Raw genomic sequence first — 22,235 nt, forward strand, 5'->3', positions numbered from 1 at the left:
GGCGGCACCACGAGGGTCTGCGGCTTCACCTCCGCAGAGGTGCCGTCCGGGCGCCCGTCCGCCCCTCGTCCGCCCCGTAGGACCTGGCCGATCAGCCGATCCAGAGCGCGACCCGATGGTCCTCGTCGGTGACGTAGAAGCACCGCCCCTCCAGCTCGGCCAGGCCCTCCACGTGGTGGAAGGGTGCCAGGTCGGCCACGAACTCGCCGGCGACCGTCGGCCCGTCGTCCCCCGGCGACCAGCGGAACCGGACGTGCCGGGAGGTCACCCCGCCGCCCGCCGGGTGGTCGTCGAGCAGCACCGACCCCTTGCCCAGCGCGTCGATCGAGCCGATCACCGCCGCCCATCCGCCGTCGCCGGTCGGCGTCACCGCCCGGAAGCCGACCAGCGTGCCCGGCGGGGTCACTCCGGCCAGCGCGTACGCCCGGCCGGCCCGCGGCCAGCTTTCGCCCGTGGTGAACATCTCCGGCACCCCGGCCAGCTCGACCAGGATCGGCTCACCGTCGGCGGTCACCGGGAAACGGAGCCCGAGCAGCACCGTACCGTCCGGGGCGAACGCCGCCGCCTCCACGTTCAGCGGCAGGTCGTCCTCGGAGAGCCGACTCACCCAGCTCTTCGCCCGGGCCGTCCCCCGGGCCAGCGTCTCGACGATGAACCGGTGCCGCACCCGGTCCCCGGGCGGCAACGGCGTGAACGGCGCCTTCACCAGCGCGTCGTTCACCGCGCGGTGCACCCGGAACCGGTTCCGCACCACCTGCAGCGGCAGCGTGCCGGTGGCGGCGTCGTCCTCCCGGAACCGGGCGACGAACGCCCGGCGGGGGCGCAGCGGACCGGCCTTGGAACCGAAGTGGGAGCCGAAGACGTACACCCAGCCGTCGTGGTGGGCAAGCGCCTCGCCGTCCTCCGTCCGGCCGTTCTCCACGCCGGCGTCGGCCGGCACGTGGTGGGCGACCCACTCGCCGTCCTCGCGCTCCAGCAGCAGGGCCAGGCAGCGCTCCACCGGGCCCTCGTCCAGCACCGTCCAGAAGCCCCGCCGGGCCCGGTGCGCGGAGAGCAGTGCCGGGGAGCGGACCGGCAGCAGGTCGCTGGCCTCGTTGCCGGCCACGACGAACTCGACGAGTCGCAGGGTCACCGGGCCAGGGTACGGAGCCGGCGCTCGTAGAGTGGCGGGATGCCCGACGCCACCAGCCCGGCCGCCCCTCCGCCCGCTTCCCCCGTGCGCCCCGGCCCGGCGCCCGATGCCGGGCTGCGGCCGACCGTGGACCCCGACGCCGGGCCGGCGGTGCGACCGACCGTGGATCCCGGGCCGACCGGAGCCGACCGGCCGCGACCGGGGCGCGCCCGCGCCGGCGGGTCTGACGGACGGCGGGCGCTGCACGCCGACGCGGTCGCGGTGCTCACGGGATGGGCGGCGGCCGGCCCGGAGGCCGCCGAGGCGCGGGACCGCACCCTGGAACTGCTGGCGGCCGGGCCGGGGGCGATGAGCCGCGCCCACCTGCCCGGGCACGTCACCGCCAGCGCCCTGGTGCTCGACGCCACCGGCTCCCAGGTGCTGCTCTGCCTGCACGGGAAGTTCCGCAAGTGGGTGCAGCTCGGCGGGCACTGCGAACCGACCGACCGGACCCTGGCCGGCGCCGCGCTGCGGGAGGCGACCGAGGAGTCCGGCATCGCCGGGCTGGTCGTCGACCCGCTGCCGATCGACGTGGACATCCACCCGGTGGCCTGCCGGGGCGGCTCGCTGCATCACGACGTGCGGTTCGCGGTCTTCGCCCCGGCCGGCGCTGTCGAGCGGGTCAGCGACGAGTCCGAGGCGCTGGGCTGGTTCCCGCCGGACCGGCTGCCGGAGCCGCTGGCCGACGCTACGGCCAAACTGGTCGCCCCGGCGCTGGCCGCGCTGCGCCGCTGACCGGCGGCGCCGTCGACGGGTCGGCCGAGCGGACCGACCCGGGCGGCACGGCGGGTGGCAGCGACCCGCCGCGGATCAGATCAGGCCCTCCTCGCCACGGGCCTTCAAGTCGTCGACCAGCGCCTTGACGTCCTGCGCCCGCTCGCGGGGGCAGACCAGCACCGCGTCCGGGGTGTCGACCACGATCAGGTCACGCAGCCCGAGGGCGGCCACCAGGCGCCCGGACTGCGACACCACCACCAGGTTGGCGCAGTCGTGCAGCAGCACGCCCGGCTTGGCGTCGGTGCCCAGCACCACGTTGCCCGCCGGGTCGGCGGGGAGCACGTCGCCGAGGGTGTGGAAGTCACCCACGTCGTTCCAGCCGAAGTCGCCCGGCACGGTGGCCACCCGGCCGGCGGTCGCCGCGCCCTCCATCACCGCGTAGTCGACGGAGATCTTCGGCAGGGTGGGCCAGACGGTGCCGAGGATCTCGTCCTGCTCGGGCGTACCCCAGGCGGCGGCGATCGCGCTGATCCCGGCGTGCAGGGCCGGCTGCTGCCGGGCCAGCTCGGCGAGGAAGACGTCGACCCGCCAGACGAACATGCTGGCGTTCCAGAGGTGCCGCCCCGAGCGCAGGTACGCCTCCGCCACCGGCGCGGCCGGCTTCTCCTTGAACTCTAGGACCGGGCGCAGCGGCCCGTCACCGGCCGGCTCACCGGTCTCCAGGTAGCCGTACCCGGTCTCCGCGCGGGTCGGGGTGATCCCGACCGTCATCAACAGCCCCTGCTCGGCGCCGCGGACCGCCGCGCGCACCGTCTCCACCCAGGCCCCGGTGTCCCGGATCAGGTGGTCGGCCGCGAAGGAGCCCATCACCGCCTCCGGATCGCGTGCCCCGATCACCGCGGCGGCCAGTGCGATCGCCGCGCAGGAGTCCCGGGGCGAGGGCTCCACCAGGATGTTCTCCTCCGGCAGCCCGGCCAGCTGCCGGGCCACCGCCGCCGCGTGCGCGGCCCCGGTGACGACCAGCGTGCGCTCCGGTGTGGTCAGCGGCGCCAGCCGGTCCACGGTCGCCTGGAGCAGCGACGCGGTGCTACCGGTGAGCGGGTGGAGGAACTTGGGGTGCCCCGCGCGGGACAGCGGCCACAACCTCGTGCCGCTGCCACCCGCCGGGATGACGGCGTAAATCACCCGCACATCATGCCCCGAACCACTCCCGGCCGGCCGCACGGTCACCGCTACCGGCAGCGGACGCTCAGGAACGGGCCCGGCTCCACGCCGCGATGTGCACCTCGGCACTGGACTCCCAGGTGAACTCCTTGGCCCGGGCGAAGCCGGCCTTGGCCAGCACCAGCCGGCGCTGCTCGTCGTCGAGCAGGGCGGCCAGGTCGGTGGCGATCTGCTCCGGGTCCTCGCTGGTGTAGGCGACCGCGTCCCCGCCCACCTCGGGCAGCGAGAGGCGCGGGGTGGTCAGCACCGGGGCGGCGCAGGCCATCGCCTCCAGGATCGGTAGGCCGAAGCCCTCGCCGTAGGACGGGTACGCCGCGACCAGCGCGCCGCCCAGGAAGCCGGGGAGGTCGGCGTAGCGGAGGTAGCCGGGGCGCAGCAGGCGCAGGTGCGAGGGGACCTCGGCCACCGCGCGGTCGATGTCGTCGTCGTGCCCCTGACCGCCGGCGACCACCAGGGCCGGCGGGTCGTCCCGGTCGGCCACCGCGCGGGCCCAGCCGCGGATCAGGTTGGGCACGTTCTTGCGCGGCTCCTTGGCGCCGAGGAAGGCGATGTAGCTGCTGCTGCCCAGCCCCAGGCGGGCCCGGACCCGGGCCTTCTCCTCCTCGCTGGGCGCGTGGAAGGCCGACTGGTCCACCCCGTGGTAGGCCACGTCGATCCGGGTCGGGTCGGCGTCGAGCAGCCGGATCAGCTCGTCCCGGGTGGCCTTGCTCGGCACGATCACCCGGTCGGCGCGGCGCAGCGACGTCTTGATCGCGCTGCGGAAGAACGTCCGGCGGGACTTGTCGTAGTGCTCCGGCTCGGTGAAGAAGGTCGCGTCGTGCACCGTCACCGTGACCGGGCAGCCGGCCCGCAGCGGGCAGGTGTAGAAGGGCGAGTGCAGCACTCCCGCGCCGACCTGCTGGGCGAGCAACGGCAGGCCGGTCTGCTCCCAGGCGAGCCGGGCCGGACGGTGCGCGACCGCGGCCGGCGCGGGGATGACCTCCGCTCCGGGCAGCATCCGCGTGTAGCGCTCCAGGTCGGTGCGGAGGCTGACCACGACCAGGTCGACCCCCTGACCGCAGACGGCGCCGAGGGCGCCGAGCAGACCGTCGACGTATCGACCGACACCGCCACGGTCGGCGGGGACACTCGTGGCGTCGATGAGCACGCGGGGCGGGCGACCGGCGGTCACGGGGCGACTCCTTGAACTGGCGGGTGTGGTGGGCGACGACACTCCGGGCAAGCCTACGCCGGAGCCCGGGCCGGACGCTGACTGCGACCCGACGGTACGCCGACTTGTCGTCATCGGGTACGGGCCCCGACGGCGTATCGTTCGCGCCGATGGCCGACAACATTGCCCGGGTGTTCGCCGACGCGATCGCGTCCGATCCGACCCGACCGCTGCTGACCTGGTACGACGACGCCACCGGCGAACGCACCGAACTCTCCGGCGCGACGCTGGCGAACTGGGTGGCCAAGACCGCCAACCTGCTCGTGGACGAGCTGGCCCTCTCCCCCGGTGACACCGCCGGCGCGCTGCTGCCGCCGCACTGGCAGACCGCTGCGGTGCTGCTCGGCTGCTGGTCGGCCGGGCTCACGGTGGTCGACAGGCCGGGCGACGTGGACGTGCTCTTCGCCGCCGCCGACCGGGTGACCGAGGCGCAGGAGTGGTCGGCCGGCGACCGGTACGCCCTCGCGCTGGACCCGTTCGCCCTGCCGATGCGGGAGGTGCCGGCCGGCTTCGCCGACTACGTGCTCGAGGTACGCGGGCACGGCGACCACTTCACGCCGCCCCCGACGGGCGGCCCGGGCGACGCGGACCTGCTCGCCCGCGCGGCCGACCGGGCGACGGAGCTCTGCCTCGCTTCCGGCGACCGGGTGTTGTTCGACGCGGCGGCGCACCCCGACCCGGTCGACTGGCTCCTCGCCCCCCTCACGGCCGGCGCCAGCATCGTCCTCTGCGGCAACCTCGATCCGTCCCGCCTCGACGCCCGCCTCGCGGCGGAGAAGGTCACCCGCTCCCTCGCTTGACCGCCCCACACGGTCAGGGGGTCGGGGCGGACTCCTCGGCGGCGCGGCGTTGCGCGAAGGTGGCGAAGGCCGTGAGGGACTCGGGGTTGGCCAGGGCGCCCTTGGCGGCCGCCGAGTCCACCGGGGTGCCGGTGAGGATCTTCTTGACCGGGACCTCGAGCTTCTTGGCCGAGAGGGTGCGCGGGACGGCGCGGACCTGGTGGATCTCGTCCGGCACGTGCCGGGGCGAGAGGGCGGTACGCAGCTCGCGGCAGATCTTCTTCCGCATGGGGTCGTCGAGTTCCAGGCCGTCGGCGAGCACCACGAAGAGCAGCAGCTCGCCGGCGCCGCCCTCGTCGTCCTCCAGGTGCACCACGACCGAGTCGACGACCTCGTCCAGCCCTTCGACCACCGAGTAGAACTCGGCGGTGCCGAGGCGGACGCCGCCCCGGTTGAGGGTGGCGTCCGAGCGACCGGTGATGACGCAGCCACCGCGGTCGTTGATGGTGATCCAGTCGCCGTGCCGCCACACCCCGGGATAGACCTCGAAGTACGCCTCCCGGTAGCGGCGGCCGTCCGGGTCGTTCCAGAAGCCCACCGGCATGCTCGGCATCGGCGCGGTGATCACCAGCTCACCCAGCTCGCCGATCACCGGGGTGCCGTCGGCCGAGCGGGCCTCCACCCTGGCGCCGAGCGCCCGGCAGGTGATCTCCCCGGCGTGTACCGGCAGCAGCGGCACGCCACCGACGAAGCCGGTGCAGACGTCGGTGCCGCCGGAGAGCGACTGGAGCTGGAGGCGGTCGCCGACCGTCTCGTACACCCAGGTGAAGCCCTCGGCGGGCAGCGGCGCGCCGGTCGAGCCGACCCCGCGCAGCGCGGAGAGGTCGGCGATCTCCTTCGGCACCAGGCCGGCCTTGCGGCAGGCCAGCAGGAACGGCGCCGAGGTGCCGAGGTACGTGGTGCCGGTCTCCTCGGCCAGCCGCCAGAGCGCGCCCAGGTCCGGGTGGCCCGGGTTGCCGTCGAAGAGCACGATCGCCGCGCCCACCGCCGGGCCGGAGACCAGGAAGTTCCACATCATCCAGCCGGTGGTGGTGAACCAGAAGAACCGGTCCGCCGGGCCCAGGTCGTGGTGCAGGGCCAGCATCTTGAGGTGCTCCAGCAGGATGCCGCCGTGGCCGTGCACGATCGGCTTGGGCAGCCCGGTGGTGCCGGAGGAGTAGAGCACGTAGAGCGGGTGGTCGAACGGTACCGGGGTGAAGGCCAGCGGCTCGTCGGTCGCCGCGGCCAGCTCGTCCCAGGAGATCGCGCCCTCCGGCGGGGTGCCGGCCGGGTCCAGGTACGCGATCCCGACGGTGTGCGCCAGCGACGGCAGCGCGGCCCGGATGGCGGCCACCTCGGCGCGCCGGTCCACCGGCTTGTCGCCGTACCGGTAGCCGTCCACCGCGACCAGGACCTTCGGCTCGATCTGCTGCCAGCGGTCGGTGACGCTGCGGGTACCGAACTCCGGCGCGCAGGAGGAGAAGGTCGCGCCGAGGCTGCTGGTGGCCAGCAGCAGCACGTACGTCTCGGGGATGTTCGGGGCGTACGCGGCCACCCGGTCCCCGGCGACCACGCCGAGCCGGCGCAGCCCGGCCGCCGCCCGGCGGACCTGCTCGCGCAGCTGGGCGGCGGTCAGGGTGACCGGCGCCCGGGTCTGACCGTGCGCGATCACCACCGGGTCGTCGTCGGCCCGGCCCGGCATCCGCAGCACGTTCTCGGCGTAGTTGAGCGTGGCGCCGGGGAACCACCGGGTGCCGGGCATCGCCGGGTCGGTCAGGGTCGCCGTCGGCGGGGTGTGGGCGACCACCTCGAAGTGGTCCCAGATCGAGCGCCAGAAGGCGTCCAGGTCGGTGACCGACCACTGCCACAGCTCGTCGTAGTCGGCGAAGTCCAGCCCGCGGTGTTCCCGCAGCCAGCGCAGGTAGCTCCCGATCCGGGACCGCTCGCGTACGTCCGCCGGCGGCGTCCACAGCACGTCACCCACTGCTCAACCCTCCCCTGGCCCCCGGCACGACTTTGTGAATGGGCCGTGGCGCCATCTTGCCCTACCTCGCAGCGCCATTCTGCGCACCGGGTGCCGGTGACGGGGCGTGGCCCGCCCACACGCCCGACCGGCCGCCTGTGTGGGTCAGCCCGCCCGATGCGCCTGGATCGCCCGGCGCTTGGCCAGCCGGTGCGCCCGGCGGATCTCCGCCTCCTTGAACCGGCGCTCGTCCTCCGGGGTCTCCGGCAGCACCGGCCGGACCGCCCGCGGCGCGCCGCCCACGTCGACCCCGACGAAGACCAGGTACGCGGTGGCCACCCCGACCGGCTGGTCCTCGGCCGAGTCCCAGCGCTCGGCCACCACCTTCACCCCGACCTCCATCGAGGTGTTGCCGGTCCAGTTCACCTGGGCGTGCGCGTGCACCAGGTCGCCGACCCGGACCGGCTCGGAGAAGACGATCTCGTCGATCGACGCGGTGACCGCCGTGCCGCCGCTGTGCCGGGCCGCGGCCGCCCCCGCCACGTCGTCGACGAACTTCATCAGCACGCCGCCGTGCACGGTGCCGTAGAGGTTGACATCGACAGCCGTCATGATGCGGCTCAGCGTGACCCGCGAGTACGAGGTCGGCTTGCCCGGCAGGGCGGTGGAGAGGTGCTCGGTCATGACGGAAACGGTACGGTGCGCGGATGCGACATCTCTGGAGCTTTCTCGCCGGGCTGGTGGTGGCGCCCATCACCTGGATGCTGGTCACCCTCGGGCAGGACGGGTCGGGCCGGACCGTGAACCGCTGGGTGGAGATCGGTACCTACAGCACGCCCAACCTGATCGAGCCGGCCGTCTACCTCGGCGTCGCCGGCATCCTGCTCGGCCTGCTCGGCACGCTGCGCGTCTCGCCGTTCGGTCCCCTCGTCGCGGGGCTGCTGCTGATCATCCCCTACGTCGGGATGTTCATCGCCCCGTTCACCGTGCTCGACCGGATCCCGGAGGGCTGGAAGGTGCTCGGGGACCCGCTGCCACTGCGCCAGCCGGTGCAGAACGGCACACTCTTCCTCATCGGCCTGCTGCTGCTGATGGCGGTGTTCAGCACCCAGCGCTGGCGCGGCCGGCCGGAGCCGACGACCGGGGCGGAGCTGACCCCGGCCGAGAACCCCTTCACCCTCAGCGACTGGCCAGCGTCCACCGGCCGGACCGAGCAGGACACCACTCCGTCCAGCCTCGGCTACCCCGAGAACACCACCGAGCCGCTGCCCCGGCGCAGCGGCACCGAGTCGCCGTGGTCCGCCCCGCCGCGGCACGGCGCCCAGTCCGACAGCACCACCGGGACCACCGACAACCGTTGACGACCGCGGGCGGGCCGGAAACACCGGCCCGCCCGCCCGAGTCGTCCGCCCCGCTCAGCCCTTGAGCAACTGGCGGGCCATCACGATGCGCTGCACCTGGTTGGTGCCCTCGTAGATCTGGGTGATCTTGGCGTCCCGCATCATCCGCTCGACCGGGTAGTCCCGGGTGTAGCCGTAGCCGCCGAGCAGCTGCACCGCGTCGGTGGTGATCTCCATGGCGGCGTCCGAGGCGAAGCACTTGGCGGCCGCGCCGAAGTAGGTCAGGTCAGCGTCGCCACGCTCGGACTTGCCGGCCGCGGCGTACGTCAGCTGCCGGGCCGCCTCCAGCTTCATCCCCATGTCGGCGAGCATGAACTGGATGCCCTGGAAGTCGGCGAGCGGCTTGCCGAACTGCTTGCGCTCGGCCACGTACCCCTTGGCGTAGTCCAGCGCGCCCTGGGCGATGCCGACGGCCTGCGCGGCGATGGTGACCCGGGTGTGGTCCAGGGTCTTCATCGCGGTGGCGAAGCCGGTGCCCTCGGCGCCGATCATCCGGTCCGCCGGGATCCGGACGTTGTCCAGGTAGACCTCGCGGGTCGGGGAGCCCTTGATGCCGAGCTTCTTCTCCGGGGCGCCGAAGCTGACCCCGGCGTCGGACTTCTCCACCACGAACGCGGAGATGCCGCGGGACCGAGCTGTGGGATCAGTCACAGCGAAGACGGTGTAGTACTCCGAGACGCCCGCGTTGGTGATCCACCGCTTCACGCCGTTGAGCACCCAGTGGTCGCCGTCGCGGACCGCGCGGGTGGTCATCGAGGCCGCGTCGCTGCCGGCCTCCGGCTCTGAGAGGCAGTACGAGAACATCGCGTCGCCGGTGGCGACCCTGCTCAGGTACTTCTGCTTGAGCTCCTCGGAGCCGGCCAGGATCAGCGGCATCGTGCCGAGCTTGTTGACCGCCGGGATCAGCGAGGACGAGGCGCAGGCCCGCGCCACCTCCTCGATCACGATCGCCGTCGCCAGGGCGTCCGCACCCGCACCGCCGTACTCGACGGGGATGTGCGGGGCGTGGAAATCCGCGGCCCGCAGGGCGTCGTACGACGCCTTGGGGAACTCGCCGGTCTCATCCGCCTCGGCGGCGTTTGGGGCCACCTTCGCGTCACAGACCTCCCGGACCGCGTCACGGATCGCCTGGTGTTCCTCGGGCAACCGGTAGACGTCGAACGACTGCGCTGCGGCCATGTCGGCCCTCCCCTTTCACCGCTATCATGCCCAGTCTGTGGCGTCAGGAGACCGCCGACCGCGCAGACTGAAGGATAGCGACCACGGTTCAGAGGCTCATTACCGCCGCGTAGGCTCGTGCACGACAGGCGTCGACACGGCACAACGACCCTCACATGACGACAAAGTTCCTTCGGTGCCCGGCCAGGCGCCGCACCCGATTGCGACGCAACGAAGCGCCGCCAGTGCGAGCGGAGAAGACAGGCGTGACGATCCCGTACCCGAACATCCAGCCGGTGCCGGCCATCGCCCCGGTGGCGCCCCCCTCGGGTGCGGCCCGGCCGCGGGTGACCTTCCTGGGCACCGGTTACCTCGGCGCGACCTACGCCATCTGCTACGCCGAGCTGGGCTACGAGGTCCTCGGATTCGACGTCGACGCCGACAAGATCGCCAAGCTGAACGCCGGTGAGGTGCCGATCCACGAGCCGGGCCTGGACGAGCTGCTCCGGCGCAACCTGGCCGCGGGACGGCTGCGGTTCAGCACCGACATCGCCGAGACCGCCGAGTTCGGCGACGTGCACTTCATCTGCGTGGGCACCCCGCAGCGCGCCGACGGGATGGGCGCGGACCTGTCGTACGTCGAGGCGTCGGTGACCGCCCTGGCCCAGCAGCTGACCCGCAAGGCGCTGATCGTCGGCAAGTCCACCGTCCCGGTCGGCACCGCCGAGTGGGTGGAGCAGTTGGTCGGCAAGCACACCCCCGCCGACCTCGGCGTCGAGGTGGCGTGGAGCCCCGAGTTCCTGCAGGAGGGCTTCGCCGTCGACGACGTGCTGCGCCCCAACCGGATCGTGGTCGGCGTCAAGAGCGAGTGGGCCAACGCCATGCTCTACGCCGCCCACAAGGGCGTCTTCGACCTGGCCGCCACCGAGGACCGCGAGGTGCCCCTGGTGGTCACCGACTTCGCCACCGCCGAGCTGGTCAAGGTCGCGGCGAACGCCTTCCTCGCCACCAAGATCTCCTTCATCAACGCGATGGCCGAGGTCTGCGAGGCCTCCGGCGGTGACGTCACCCAGCTGGCCCGGGCCATCGGGTACGACCCCCGGATCGGCAACCGGTTCCTCCAGGCCGGCCTCGGCTTTGGCGGCGCCTGCCTGCCCAAGGACATCCGCGCCTTCCAGGCCCGGGCCCAGGAGCTGGGCGCCGGTGAGGCGCTGCGCTTCCTGCACGAGGTGGACCTGATCAACCTGCGTCGTCGTACCCGGGTCCTCCAGCTCGCCGCCGACCTGCTCGGCCGCCGCTCCGGCCCGGCCGGCCCCGACTTCTCCGGCACCCGGATCGCCGTGCTGGGCGCGACCTTCAAGCCCAACACCGACGACGTCCGCGACGCCCCGGCGCTCGCCGTCGCCGCGCTGCTGGCCAAGGCCGGCGCCGACGTGCGGGTGTACGACCCGCAAGGCACCGAGAACGCCCGCCGGGTGGTGCCCGAGCTGACCTACGAGGCCAGCATGAACGACGCGGTGACCGGCGCCGACCTGGTCTGCGTGCTCACCGAGTGGGCCGACTTCCGCAACGCCGACCCGGTCGCCCTCGGCGAGCTGGCCGCCGGACGCAAGGTCGTCGACGGACGCAACTGCCTCGACTCGGCACTGTGGACGCAGGCCGGCTGGGAGTACCGGGGCATGGGCCGGCCCTGACCACCACGACCTGACGCGCCGGCCGGGGAGCACCGCTTCCCGGCCGGCGCGTTTTTGTTGCCCGGAACGGAGCGCCAGGTGTCGAAATCCACGCCGGCTCAAGGCATGCTGCGACAGTGAGGGTCCACAGTGCGGGCCGGCCGGGTGGAGGGGTGTCGTGCAGAGCTTTCAGTGCTCCTCGTGCGGCCGGGAGATCAAGCCGGCCGCCCGCTGCCCGCACTGCGACGTCGACCAGCCGCAGTGGCACGAACACCTGGCGGAGATCGAGCGCTCCATCGCGGAGATGAAGGCGCGCGACGCCGAGATCGCCCGCGAGCAGCGGCAGATCGCCGCCAAGATGCAGGCCGCCCTCTTCCAGCGGGACATCCTCGCCCACGCCGGTGAGGAACGGATCTGGCAGCCCACCCGCCCCCGCCGGGGGCTGCGCCGCAAGCCCGGCCGCCGGCCGCCGACCGCCGCCACCGGCGCGCCACCCCGGGTGCCCCGGCAGGGCGCCGCCCCACCCGGGCCCGAGGACCTTCCGCCCCGCCCGCGCGCCACCGCCAGCTGGCTGGACGTCGACGACCCCGAGCACCCGCCGGAGGCCTCCTCCCGGGAGGTGCAGAACATCCCGCTCGGGCTGGGCGCGCTGCTGCTGGCCGTGGCCGCGGTCGTCTTCGCCGCCGTCGCCACCAGCTCGATGGACGCCCTGGCCCGGCTCGGCATCCTGCTCGTCGCCACCGTGCTGCTGCTGCTCGCCCCGCCGGCGCTGGCCCGGCGCGGGCTCACCTCCACGGCCGAGACGATCGCCACCGTCGGCCTGCTGCTGGTGCCACTCGCCGGGTACGCCCTCTGGGCGGTGGACCGGATCGGCAACGGCGGCGCCACCGGCGCGGTCTTCTCCGGCGTGATCTTCGCGGCCACCGCCGCCGTCGCCCTCGGGTACGCCGCCGGGACCGGCCTGCGCGCGCCCCGCTTCGCGGCGGTGCTCGCCGCCCAGCCGGTGGTGCCGCTGTTCGCGTACGACCGGGTCAGCGGCCCGGGCGGCTGGGCCCTGGCGCTGACCGTGGTCGCCGTGCTCGACCTCTGGCTGGCCCGCTCCGGGGTGGTCCTGGAACGGCCGGTCGTCCCGCCGCCCGCGACGGACACGCCGGCCGCACCCCGGCAGCGCAGCGCCGTGGACGGCCGGCCCGAGGGGGCGCCCGAGGAGTCCGACGAGGTGCTCGGCACCACCGCCGCCCCGGCCGAGACCGTACGCCCGGTGCCGTGGCTGCCCCAGCTGACCTGGGTGCTGCACGGCGCGGCTGTCGCGCTCGCCCTGGCGTACGCGGTCACCGCGCTGCTGCGCGCGACCACCCCGCCCGGGGCCACCGGGGCCGCCGCGGTGCTGCTGCTGGCCGCGGCGGTGGCCCTGACCGGGACGCTGATGCTGCGCCGTCCGCCGCTGCCCGACGTGGGCGCGGGCATCCTCACCCTGGCGGTGATCGGCGCGCTGGGGCGGATCGCCTCGGTCGCCTTCCCCGGCCGGGCCCTGCTGCTGATCGCCGCGGTCATCACGCTCACCGGACTGGCCGTGCGGGCCGTACCGGAGGCGGCCCGGCGCGGGCCGCAGTTCGCCTCGGCGGCGGCGCTCACGGTCAGCGGCCTGGTGGTGGCCGGCGGCGCCCTACGCGCCGGCCTGGCCCCGGCCCAGGCCGCGCTGCCGGCCTGGTCGGCCGGCCTGGACCGGTTCCCCGCCGAACTCGCGGCGGCGGTCGGCCCGGCCGACTGGCAGCTCGCGGCCAGCGCCCTGCTGTTGACCATCGCCGCGGTGCTGGCCCTGCCCCCGGAGATCCGCCGGGAGTTCGCGGTGGTCGGCGCGGGACTGACCGCGCTCGCCGTGCCGGCCTCGTTCGGCCTCGGCTGGGCGGCGGCGCCCTGGCCGATGGTGCTGGCCGCGGTCGGCGTCGGCGTGCTGGGGCTCTCCGCCACCACCGCCCGCGCCGCCCTGGTGCACGCCGCTACCGCGACCGTGGTGGGTGTCATCGGCGCCGGCGCCGCGCTGAGCCGACCCGCGCTGACCGCCGCCGCGCTGGTCACCCTGATGCTGGCCGGGGTGCTGGTGGCGCTCGCCCCGCGGGTGCGGCTCGCCCCGGCGGCCGCGGAGACGCTCTCCGGCTGGGCCGCCGGCGGCGCCGCGTTCGCGCTCCCCGGCGCGGTGGCCGCCTTCGTCGCCGCCACCGAACCGGCCGGTCCGGCGCCGACCCCGGCGGTGCTGCGCGAGCTGACCGTGCCGATCCTGGCGGCCAGCTTCCTCGCGGTCTGCGTCACCCTCGGCTACGCCGCGATGGTGCGGGTCTCGCAGCGGCACATCAGCCTGCCGCACGCCGCCGGCACCGCGCTGGGCGCGCTGGCGGTGGTCGGCGCCGCCTTCTTCGCCCCCGGCCGGACCGCCGCCGACGCCTGGGTGGGCGGGCTGCTGCTGGTCGCCACCCTGCTGGTGGTCTTCGCCGGGCAGGTCGACGCGGGACGCCGGTCCGACCTCGCCCTGGACGGCGCCGACCTGGCGGCCGCCGCGGTCACCGCCGCGCTGATTGCCACGCTGGCCCGGATCGCCGCGGTGATCTCCCCCGGCGGGCAGCTCGCGGTGGCCGCCGGACTGGTGCTGGTGGTCGCGGTCGCCGCCCGGGCGATGCCGGAGGAGTGGCGGCGCGGGCCGGTGCTGGGGATCGCCGTCGGCGGCACCCTGATCGGCCTGCTGGCCGCGTGGTCGTCGCTGCGCGGCGGGGTCGGCGTGCTGGCCACCCCCGGCCCGATCTGGGCCGGCGACCTGACCGGCTGGCCGGCCGCCCCGACCGGCGGCTCGACCTGGCAGGCCCCGGTCGCCCTGGCGCTGCTCGCGGTGGCCGCCGGGATCCTCCTGCCGCCGCCCTGGAAGTACGACGTCGCCGGGGCGGCCGCGGTGCTCGCCACGATCGGCGCGCCGGCCGCCTTCGACCTGCCCTGGTGGTCGCCGGTGCTGGTAGGGCTGATGGTCGCCACCATCTTCGGGATGGCCGCGGTGGCCTCGGCCGACCCGCGTGCCGGGCTGTCCCGGGCCACGGTGGCCGGCGCGGTCGCCCTGCACGCGGCCGGGGCCGGGCTGGTCCGCCCGTGGACGACCGCGCTGGCGCTGGGCGGCATCGCGCTGATCGGACTGACGGTCGCGGCCCTGGCCCGGACGCTCGCGCCGTCCCTGGTGGAGGACGTCGACACCGAGGGGATGCCGCCGCACCTGGTGCAGATCGGTGGCGTCGCGGCGGGCGCCGCGCTGCTGGCGCTCCCCGGCGCGGTGGCCGCCCTGGCCGCCGAGTTCGGCAACCCGGCCCAGGTGGTGCTCACCGCGGCGCTGGCGGCCTCCAGCGTCGGGCTCGCCGGGGTGGCCGCCGTCCGCCGGCAGGTGCCGCAGTACCTGCCGTACGCGAGCGCGGCGATCGTCGGCGGCGCGACGGTCAGCGCGCTGGGCGCCATCGTGTCCCGGCTCCCCTCCGGGGTGTTCGCCGCTGCGGCGGCGCTGCTCGGGGTGCTCGCCGAGCTGGTCCGGGCGGCAACCGTCCCACCGGTCGGCTCCGCCCAGCCGGTACGCCGCTGGACGGTGCTGCTGGACGGGGCGCTGCGCCGGCTGCCCGACGACGGCACGGACCGCCGCTGGCGGATCAGCCCGGCCGCCGGGGCGCTCGCCGCGGCGGCGCTGCCGACCCTGATGGCACTGGCCTCGCTCGCGCCGCTGCTCTACATCGCCCTGGTCGAGCCGCACCGGATGCTCGCCCACGTCTGGCAGGGGCCGCCGCCGGAGCTGCGCACCCCGCCGCCCGAGGCGGTGGACCCGACGCACGTGCTGACCGCGCTGCTGCTCACCGCGACCGCGGCGCTGGCCGCCACCGGGTTCAGCGGCGGCCGGCGGTCCCGGGCCGTGCCGGTGGTGCTGCCCGGCCTCGCGGTGACGGTGCTGATCACCCCGATCGCCCTCGGCCGGGCCTGGCCGGAGAACGCGCTGGCCGCGCTCTCGGTCTTCACCATCTCGATGCTCGGCCTCGCGCTGACCCCGCCGCCGCCACTGGTCGAGCGGGCCCGGTCGTTGCGGGTGGCCCGGGTGCTGGTCTTCGCCATCGGGTTGGCCGCCGGCGGCGCCGGGCTGGCCGGCAGCCTCGCCAGCCGGGGGCTGACCCTGTTCACGCTGGGCGGCGCGGTGGGCGTCGGCACGGTCGCCGCGCTCTTCGGCATCACCCAGCGGGCCCGCATCCTCGGCTGGCTCTTCGCCTCGCTGATGGCGCAGCTCTTCGTGTTCACCGCCGGCCTGGTCGCCGGGTTCGCCGCGGTCTGGTCGGCGTTCGGGGTGCTGGCCGTCGGGGCGGCGTTGCAGGTCTTCGCGGCCTCCCTGCCGCGACTGCGCCGCCCGGAGGCGCAACGGGAGGCGGCCACCGTGGAGTGGAGCGGGTACGCCGCCGCGCTGATCGCCCTGGCGCTGGCGTACGACTCGCCCCGGCACATCGCCGCCCTGCTGGCCGCCTGGGGCGCCGTCCTCGGGGTGGCCGCGAGCCGGCCCGGACGCCGGCCGGTGGAACGGCAGATCCTCTTCTGGGCGGTGGTGGCCTGCGAGATCACCGCCTGGTGGATCCTGATGCGGGTCGCCGACGTGGCGCTGCCCGAGGCGTACACCCTGCCGTTCGCGGCGCTCGCGCTGCTGGTCGGGATGCTCGAGATGCGGCACCGGCCGGACATGTCCAGCTGGCTGGCGTACGGGCCGGCGCTGGTCACCGCGTTCGTGCCCACCCTGGCGATCGTGCTGGCCACCGACTCCAGCATGCTGCGGCAGGTGCTGCTGCTGCTCGGCGCGGTGGCGGTGCTGATCTTCGGCTCGACCAGCCGGCAGCAGGCGCCGGTGATCGTCGGCGCGGCGGTGACCGCGATCGCGGCGGTGCACGCGCTGTTCAGCCTCGGGCCGTGGCTGGTGCTGATCCCGGTCGGGCTGGTGCTGCTGGTGCTGGGGGCGAGCAACGAGCGGCGTCGCCGGGCCCAGGAGCGGCTGCAGACCGCGCTGCGCGGCATGAGATGAATTCGAGGGGCCCTGCGGCGTGACTGCCTGGTGGCGCAGAGCGGGCCGGTGGTCGACCGGGGGTCAGGTGAGGGAGGCGCGGAGGGCGGCGTCCTTCTCGGCGACCAGGTCCTCCAGGCTCGACTGGTAGTCGGCCATCCGCTTGAGCAGCGTCGGGTCGCCCGCGGCCAGGATGCGGACGGCGAGCAGCCCGGCGTTGCGGGCGTTGCCGATCGACACGGTGGCCACCGGGACGCCGGCCGGCATCTGCACGATGGAGAGCAGCGAGTCCATCCCGTCCAGGTACTTCAGTGGCACCGGCACGCCGATCACCGGCAGCGGGGTCACCGAGGCGACCATGCCGGGCAGGTGGGCGGCCCCGCCCGCCCCCGCGATGATCACCTTCACGCCCCGTCCGGCGGCGGTCCGGCCGTACTCGATCATCTTGACCGGGGTGCGGTGGGCGGAGACGACGTTGACCTCGTACGGCACCTCGAACTCGTCCAGCGCCTCGGCGGCGGCCCTCATCACCGGCCAGTCCGAGTCGCTGCCCATGATCAGCCCGACGGTGCTCACTCGTGCCCCTCCCGCAGCCAGCGGGCGGCCCGCGCGGCCCGCGCCCGTACGTCGTCCAGGTCGTCGCCGAGCACGGTCACGTGCCCGATCTTGCGGCCGGGGCGCACCTGCTTGCCGTACAGGTGCACCTTGGCGCCCGGTTCGGCGGCGAAGAGGTGGTGCAGCCGCTCGTCGATCGAGATCCCGCCGGGCTCGCCGCCGAGCACGTTCGCCATCACCACGACCGGCGCGGTCAGCGAGGTGTCCCCCATCGGGTAGTCGAGCACGGCCCGCAGGTGCTGCTCGAACTGCGACGTGCGGGCGCCCTCGATGGTCCAGTGTCCGGAGTTGTGCGGGCGCATCGCCAGCTCGTTGACCACGATCCCGGGCCGGCCGGCGGCGTCGACGACCTCGAACAGCTCCACCGCCAGCAGGCCGACCACGTCGAGCGCGGTGGCCAGGTCGATGGCGAGCTGCTGGGCGGCGAGCGCCAGCTCCTCGGGCAGGCCCGGAGCGGGGGCGAGCACCTCGACGCAGATCCCGTCCCGCTGCACCGTCTCCACCACCGGGTACGCGGCGACCTGCCCGAACGGCGAGCGGGCCACCTGCACGGCCAGCTCCCGGCGCAGCGCCACCCGCTCCTCGACGATCAGCGACGTGCCGCCGGCGAGCAGGGTCTTCGCCAGCTCGGTGGCCTGCGCGGCGTCGTCGACCCGCCAGACACCCCGGCCGTCGTAGCCGCCGCGGGCCGCCTTGAGCACCACCGGCCAGCCCTGCTGCTCGCCGAAGGCGACCAGGTCGGCGGGGACGGCGACCGGGCGCCAGGCCGGGTTCGGCGCGCCCAGCTCACCGAGCCGTTCCCGCATGATCCGCTTGTCCTGGGCGTGCAGCAGCGCGTCGGCGGGCGGGAAGAGCTTCACCCCCTCGTCGGCGAGGGCGCGGATGTGCTCGGTCGGCACGTGCTCGTGGTCGAAGGTGACCACGTCGCAGCCCTTGGCGAAGGTTCGCAGCGCGGAGATGTCGGTGTGGTCGCCGTACTGGACGTCGGCGGCGACCAGGGCCGCGCCGTCGTCCGGGGCGAGCGCCAGCACGCGCAGCGACTGGCCGAGGGCGATGGCGGCCTGGTGGGTCATCCGGGCCAGCTGGCCCCCGCCCACCATGCCGACGATGGGCAGACCGGTACGGGAATCCATAGCGCCGTCAGCCTATCCGGGCCGCCACCGGCCCCACCCCGGAGGGCCGATCCGGCCACCCGGGCCGGGCGACCGGAGATCGGCCGATGTGGCGGTGTCGGACGGTCGCGGACACCGCCACGTCGGCGGAATGGGAACGACCGGGCTCAGGCGGCGGAGCTGACCACGATGCGGCGGGGGGCACGGGAGATCTCGCGGGCGGTGGTCCGGGCGATCAGCGCGGAGCCGATCACCGTGGGGGCCAGCCAGGCGACCAGGTTGCCGTCGGTCATCTGCACGGCGAAGCCGGTGACGAAGGCGATCACCGTGCTCCCCATCAGGTTGAGGTGCCACACCCGCCAGCCGCGGCCGCCGAGGCCACGCGGGCGGCGGCGGGCGAACCAGAGGCCACCCACCAGCCAGCCGAGGGTCAGCGCGCCGAGCACGGCGAGCCCCCAGAGCCGGGCCGGATCAAAGGCGAAGAGCCCGAACGCGCTGAGGCTGAGCCCGACGGCGGCGCCGGCGTAGATCCGGCCGAGCAGGGTGTGCCGGCCGCGCCGCTTCGGCGCGAGCAGCACGGGCAGGGCGAGCAGCAGCCCGGCGGTGCCGCTGGCGGCGTGGACCACGACGAGAAGTGTGTGCATGACGCCCCTCCCCCGAACCTCCCATTGTGGGAGGTCGACGCTCTCATCGTGCGACCTGACACAATGGGATGTCAAGCTACTTGAAGGAGAACACACGGATGCCGGACCGGCCGCTGAACGCCACCGCCGCCTCGCTGCTGGGCTTCCTGCATGACGGGCCGATGACCGGTTGGGACCTGGTCGAGTACGCCCAGCAGCGGATCGGCGCGTTCTGGTCGCTGACCCAGAGCCAGGTCTACCGGGAGTTGACCGCGATGGCCGCCGCCGGACTGGTCCGGGCCGGCGAACGGGGGCGCCGCGACCGCCAGCCGTACGAGATCACCGACGCCGGCCGCGCCGCGTTCGCCGAATGGGCCGCGAAGCCGCCGGCGGAGGAGACCATCCGATTCCCCCTGCTGATCACCGTGCTCTTCGGGCGGCACCTGCCGCCGGACCGGCTCGCCGAGTACCTGGCCGCGCACCGGGCCACCCACGCTGCCCGGCTGGCCGGCTACGAGCAGGTCGCGGCGGCGCTGCCGCCGGAGGCGGACGACGTCGACCCGTACTCGGTGGCGACCCTGCGCTTCGGGCTGGCGTACGAGCGGGCGGTGCTGGAGTGGTTCGACGCGCTGCCGGCGGCGTTGCGCCCGGCGGCCGGCGGGAGCGGCGCCGCCGCGGCCACCGACGGCTGAGATCATCCTGGGATGACGACCCGTGAGACCCTCCGCGCCCTGCCGGTGCTGGCGCACCCGATGCCGTCCTTCGACCCGACCGCCACGCCGGCCGAGCCGATCGCGCTCTTCGCCGGATGGCTCGCCGAGGCGGTCGACGCCGGGGTGGACGAGCCGCACGCCATGACGCTGTCCACGGTCGACGCCGACGGCGCCCCCGACGCCCGGGTGCTGATCCTCAAGGACCTCGACGCGACCGGCTGGCATTTCGCCACCAGCTCGGTCAGCGCCAAGGGATGGCAGCTCGCCACCGAGCCCCGGGTCGCGCTGAGCTTCCACTGGCGGGAGCAGGGCCGCCAGGTCCGGGTCCGTGGCACCGCCCGCGCCGCCGACCCGACCGTGTCCCGGGCGGACTTCCGGGCCCGGCCGGAGGGTTCCCGGGTCGCCACCCTGGCCGGGCGGCAGAGTGCGGTCCTCACCGACCGGGCCGAGCTGGACCGGGAGCTGTCGGCCGTCCGCGCCCGGCTGACCGCCGACCCGGACCTGGTCGCCGAGGCGCACACGGTCTATGCCGTCGCCCCGACCACCGTCGAGTTCTGGCAGGCCGACCGGGAGCGCCGGCACGTGCGGCTGCGCTACCGGCGTACCCCGGACGGATGGGAGCGCGAGCTGCTCTGGCCGTGAGCCACCCGGTCAGCCCAGCTGGGCGACCAGGTCGTCGACCGAGGTCACCGGCCGCTGGCAGACGAACCCCCGGCAGACGTACGCGGTGGGCCGGCCGTCGACCATCGGCCGGTCGGCGAGCAGCGGCACCCCGGGCTGGTCCGGCCGGCCGGCCACCACCACCGCGCCGGGCGGGGCGTACCGGTGGGCGGCGGCGACCAGCGCGTCCGCCGCCGGGTCGCCGGTGGCCACCGCGATCTCGTACGGCCCGGAGAGCAGCGCCTCCCCGGCGGTCGCCGCGTACCCGGTGAACCGGGCGTGTCGGCCGACGATCGGCGCGACGGTCGACAGGGCCGTCTCGGCCGCCTCCCGGTACCGGCCCTCCCCGGTCAACGCGGAGTACGCCACCAGCGCCGCCACGATCGCCGAGCGCCCGGACGGGGTGGCGTTGTCGGTCGGGTCGGCCGGCCGGGCGACCAGCCGCTCGGCGTCGTCGGCGGTGTCGTAGAAGCCGCCGTCCGGGGCGGCGAACCGGGCCAGCGCGACGTCGAGCAGCCCGCCGGCCAGCTCCAGCCAGCGTCCCTCGCCGGCGAGCTGGTGCATCGCGCAGAACGCCTCGGCCACGCAGCCGTAGTCCTCCAGGACACCGGCCGGCTCGCCGACCACCTTGTCCCGGGAGGCACGGCGCAGTCGCCCGTCCACGATGTGCACGGCGGCGAGGTGCTCGGCCGCGTCCCGCATCGCCCCGTCGGCGACGATGGCGATCCCGTCCATCAGGTTCGCGTCCTCGTCGTCGGGGGACGCGTACACCGCGGCGACCTGGAGGAAATCGGCGATCGCCGTGATCGCCAGGCCGTTCCAGGCGGCCACCACCTTGTCGTCGCGGGCCGGCTGCGGCCGGGTGTCCCGGGCGGCCAGCAGCCGCCCCACCACCTCCTGCCAGCGGGCGCGCACGGCGGGATCGGCGTCGTCAACGTCCCGGGCCAGCTTCAGCACGCTCGTGCCGTGCTCGAACGTGCCTGACTCGGTGACCGCGAAGAGGTCGGCGGCCCAGCGGCCGTCGGACTCCCCCAGCACCTCGACCAGCTGAGCCGGCGTCCAGGCGTAGGTGAGCCCCTCGACGCCCTCGGTGTCGGCGTCCAGCGCGGAGGCGAAGCCCTCCCCGGGGCGGTGCAGCTCGTCGGCGAGGAACCGGGCGGTGTCCCGGGCCACCCGCCGGGCCAGCCGGTCGCCGGTGAGCCGCCAGAGCTGAGTGTAGGCCCGCAGCAGCAGGGCGTTGTCGTAGAGCATCTTCTCGAAGTGCGGCACGGTCCAGTGCGCGTCCACCGAGTATCGGGCGAAGCCCCCGGCGAGCTGGTCGTGGATGCCACCGCGGGCCATCGCCTCGCAGGTGTGCCGGACCATCTCCAGACTCCGCGCCGAGCCGGTGCGCTGGTGGTGTCGGAGCAGGAAGAGCAGGTTCATGTGCGGCGGGAACTTCGGCGCCCCGCCGAAGCCGCCGTTCGTCTCGTCGTACTCCCGGGAGAGCTGGTCGGCGGCGGCGTCGAGCAGTTCGGCGGTGAGCGGGGCGGTCGGGCCGCCGACGGCCTGGGCGCCGCCGATCGCCTCGACCACCGCGGCGCCCTGGCGCAGCACGGCCTCGCGCTGCTCCCGCCAGGCGGTGCCGACCGACTCCAGCAGCCGGACGAAGTTCGGTCGCGGGAAGTAGGTGCCGCAGAAGAACGGGGTGCCGTCTGGCGTGGCGAAGACCGTCATCGGCCAGCCGCCCTGCCCGGTCATCGCCTGGGTGGCGGTCATGTAGACCGCGTCGACGTCCGGCCGCTCCTCGCGGTCCACCTTGATCGCCACGAAGCCCTCGTTGACCAGCGCGCCGACCTGCTCGTTCTCGAACGACTCGTGGGCCATCACGTGGCACCAGTGGCAGGCCGCGTAACCGACCGAGATGAGCACCGGCACGTCCCGCCGCTTCGCCTCGGCGAACGCCTCGTCGCACCAGGGCCACCAGTCCACCGGGTTGTCGGCGTGCTGGAGCAGGTAGGGCGAGGTGGCGCCAGCGAGTCGATTCACCCGACGACCATATCCAGCCCCGGTCGACCCCGCCGGGGCAACCGCCCCGCCGCTACGGAGCCTTCCGTCGTACTGCCTGGACGACATCCGGCTCTGG

General features: G+C 74.7%; 17 protein-coding genes. 7 read left to right on the forward strand and 10 right to left on the reverse strand.

Annotated features, from left to right (window positions below; genetic code table 11):
- Nucleotides 1–91 precede the first annotated feature (91 nt).
- Nucleotides 92–1,132, reverse strand: coding sequence for a hypothetical protein (locus ACLQ2U_RS07675; RefSeq protein ID WP_425749851.1), 1,041 nt, complete (start codon nucleotides 1,130–1,132; stop codon nucleotides 92–94).
- Nucleotides 1,133–1,372: 240 nt separating this feature from the next.
- On the opposite strand from ACLQ2U_RS07675, the gene ACLQ2U_RS07680 reads away from it, so the two are divergent.
- Entirely contained in the window at nucleotides 1,373–1,906 is a 534-nt protein-coding gene (locus ACLQ2U_RS07680; protein WP_425750127.1) for an NUDIX hydrolase, read from the forward strand.
- Nucleotides 1,907–1,981: 75 nt separating this feature from the next.
- On the opposite strand, the gene ACLQ2U_RS07685 is transcribed toward ACLQ2U_RS07680, so the two are convergent.
- Together ACLQ2U_RS07685 and ACLQ2U_RS07690 are read right to left on the reverse strand one after the other, a co-directional pair.
- On the reverse strand, nucleotides 1,982–3,073 hold the full coding sequence (locus ACLQ2U_RS07685) for a mannose-1-phosphate guanylyltransferase (protein WP_425749852.1): 1,092 nt from the start codon (nucleotides 3,071–3,073) through the stop codon (nucleotides 1,982–1,984).
- Between the two features lie 64 nt (nucleotides 3,074–3,137).
- On the reverse strand, nucleotides 3,138–4,283 hold the full coding sequence (locus ACLQ2U_RS07690) for a glycosyltransferase family 4 protein (protein ID WP_425749853.1): 1,146 nt from the start codon (nucleotides 4,281–4,283) through the stop codon (nucleotides 3,138–3,140).
- A gap of 149 nt (nucleotides 4,284–4,432) precedes the next feature.
- On the opposite strand from ACLQ2U_RS07690, the gene ACLQ2U_RS07695 reads away from it, so the two are divergent.
- A complete protein-coding gene (locus ACLQ2U_RS07695; protein WP_425749854.1) occupies nucleotides 4,433–5,122 on the forward strand; it encodes a TIGR03089 family protein in 690 nt (229 codons plus the stop codon).
- A 13-nt stretch (nucleotides 5,123–5,135) separates the two neighbouring features.
- Here ACLQ2U_RS07695 and ACLQ2U_RS07700 read toward each other — a convergent pair whose 3' ends face one another.
- Together ACLQ2U_RS07700 and ACLQ2U_RS07705 are read right to left on the reverse strand one after the other, a co-directional pair.
- On the reverse strand, nucleotides 5,136–7,124 hold the full coding sequence (locus ACLQ2U_RS07700; protein WP_425749855.1) for an acetoacetate--CoA ligase: 1,989 nt from the start codon (nucleotides 7,122–7,124) through the stop codon (nucleotides 5,136–5,138).
- A 144-nt stretch (nucleotides 7,125–7,268) separates the two neighbouring features.
- A complete protein-coding gene (locus ACLQ2U_RS07705; protein WP_425749856.1) occupies nucleotides 7,269–7,787 on the reverse strand; it encodes an acyl-CoA thioesterase in 519 nt (172 codons plus the stop codon).
- A gap of 23 nt (nucleotides 7,788–7,810) precedes the next feature.
- Between ACLQ2U_RS07705 and ACLQ2U_RS07710 the strand changes: the two genes are divergently transcribed.
- Nucleotides 7,811–8,464 carry a hypothetical protein gene (locus tag ACLQ2U_RS07710; protein WP_425749857.1) on the forward strand — a complete coding sequence of 218 codons (654 nt, stop codon included), beginning with the start codon at nucleotides 7,811–7,813 and terminating at the stop codon, nucleotides 8,462–8,464.
- A 54-nt stretch (nucleotides 8,465–8,518) separates the two neighbouring features.
- Here ACLQ2U_RS07710 and ACLQ2U_RS07715 read toward each other — a convergent pair whose 3' ends face one another.
- On the reverse strand, nucleotides 8,519–9,682 hold the full coding sequence (locus tag ACLQ2U_RS07715) for an acyl-CoA dehydrogenase family protein (RefSeq protein ID WP_425749858.1): 1,164 nt from the start codon (nucleotides 9,680–9,682) through the stop codon (nucleotides 8,519–8,521).
- 245 nt (nucleotides 9,683–9,927) lie between these two features.
- Between ACLQ2U_RS07715 and ACLQ2U_RS07720 the strand changes: the two genes are divergently transcribed.
- Together ACLQ2U_RS07720 and ACLQ2U_RS07725 are read left to right on the forward strand one after the other, a co-directional pair.
- Nucleotides 9,928–11,355: a UDP-glucose dehydrogenase family protein gene (locus ACLQ2U_RS07720; protein WP_425749859.1), complete on the forward strand. Its 1,428-nt coding sequence runs from the start codon at nucleotides 9,928–9,930 to the stop codon at nucleotides 11,353–11,355.
- Between the two features lie 157 nt (nucleotides 11,356–11,512).
- Complete coding sequence (locus tag ACLQ2U_RS07725) at nucleotides 11,513–16,408, forward strand: SCO7613 C-terminal domain-containing membrane protein (protein ID WP_425749860.1); 4,896 nt, start codon at nucleotides 11,513–11,515, stop codon at nucleotides 16,406–16,408.
- Nucleotides 16,409–16,471: 63 nt separating this feature from the next.
- Here ACLQ2U_RS07725 and purE read toward each other — a convergent pair whose 3' ends face one another.
- From purE to ACLQ2U_RS07740, 3 genes are all read right to left on the reverse strand, one after another.
- Entirely contained in the window at nucleotides 16,472–16,963 is a 492-nt protein-coding gene (gene purE, locus ACLQ2U_RS07730) for a 5-(carboxyamino)imidazole ribonucleotide mutase (RefSeq protein ID WP_425749861.1), read from the reverse strand.
- A complete protein-coding gene (locus ACLQ2U_RS07735) occupies nucleotides 16,960–18,135 on the reverse strand; it encodes a 5-(carboxyamino)imidazole ribonucleotide synthase (protein ID WP_425749862.1) in 1,176 nt (391 codons plus the stop codon). Before ACLQ2U_RS07735 ends, purE begins: the two co-directional genes overlap by 4 nt.
- Nucleotides 18,136–18,281: 146 nt before the next feature.
- A complete protein-coding gene (locus ACLQ2U_RS07740) occupies nucleotides 18,282–18,758 on the reverse strand; it encodes a hypothetical protein (protein WP_425749863.1) in 477 nt (158 codons plus the stop codon).
- A 98-nt stretch (nucleotides 18,759–18,856) separates the two neighbouring features.
- Here ACLQ2U_RS07740 and ACLQ2U_RS07745 point away from each other — a divergent pair, with 98 nt between their 5' ends.
- Entirely contained in the window at nucleotides 18,857–19,429 is a 573-nt protein-coding gene (locus ACLQ2U_RS07745; protein ID WP_425749864.1) for a PadR family transcriptional regulator, read from the forward strand.
- A 12-nt stretch (nucleotides 19,430–19,441) separates the two neighbouring features.
- Nucleotides 19,442–20,092, forward strand: coding sequence for a pyridoxine/pyridoxamine 5'-phosphate oxidase (locus tag ACLQ2U_RS07750; protein ID WP_425749865.1), 651 nt, complete (start codon nucleotides 19,442–19,444; stop codon nucleotides 20,090–20,092).
- A 9-nt stretch (nucleotides 20,093–20,101) separates the two neighbouring features.
- Here the strand turns inward: ACLQ2U_RS07750 and ACLQ2U_RS07755 are convergent, their stop codons facing one another.
- On the reverse strand, nucleotides 20,102–22,138 hold the full coding sequence (locus ACLQ2U_RS07755) for a thioredoxin domain-containing protein (protein WP_425749866.1): 2,037 nt from the start codon (nucleotides 22,136–22,138) through the stop codon (nucleotides 20,102–20,104).
- Nucleotides 22,139–22,235: the final 97 nt, after the last annotated feature.

The sequence above is a fragment of the Micromonospora sp. DT47 genome (assembly GCF_049844475.1).
Lineage (GTDB): Bacteria > Actinomycetota > Actinomycetes > Mycobacteriales > Micromonosporaceae > Micromonospora.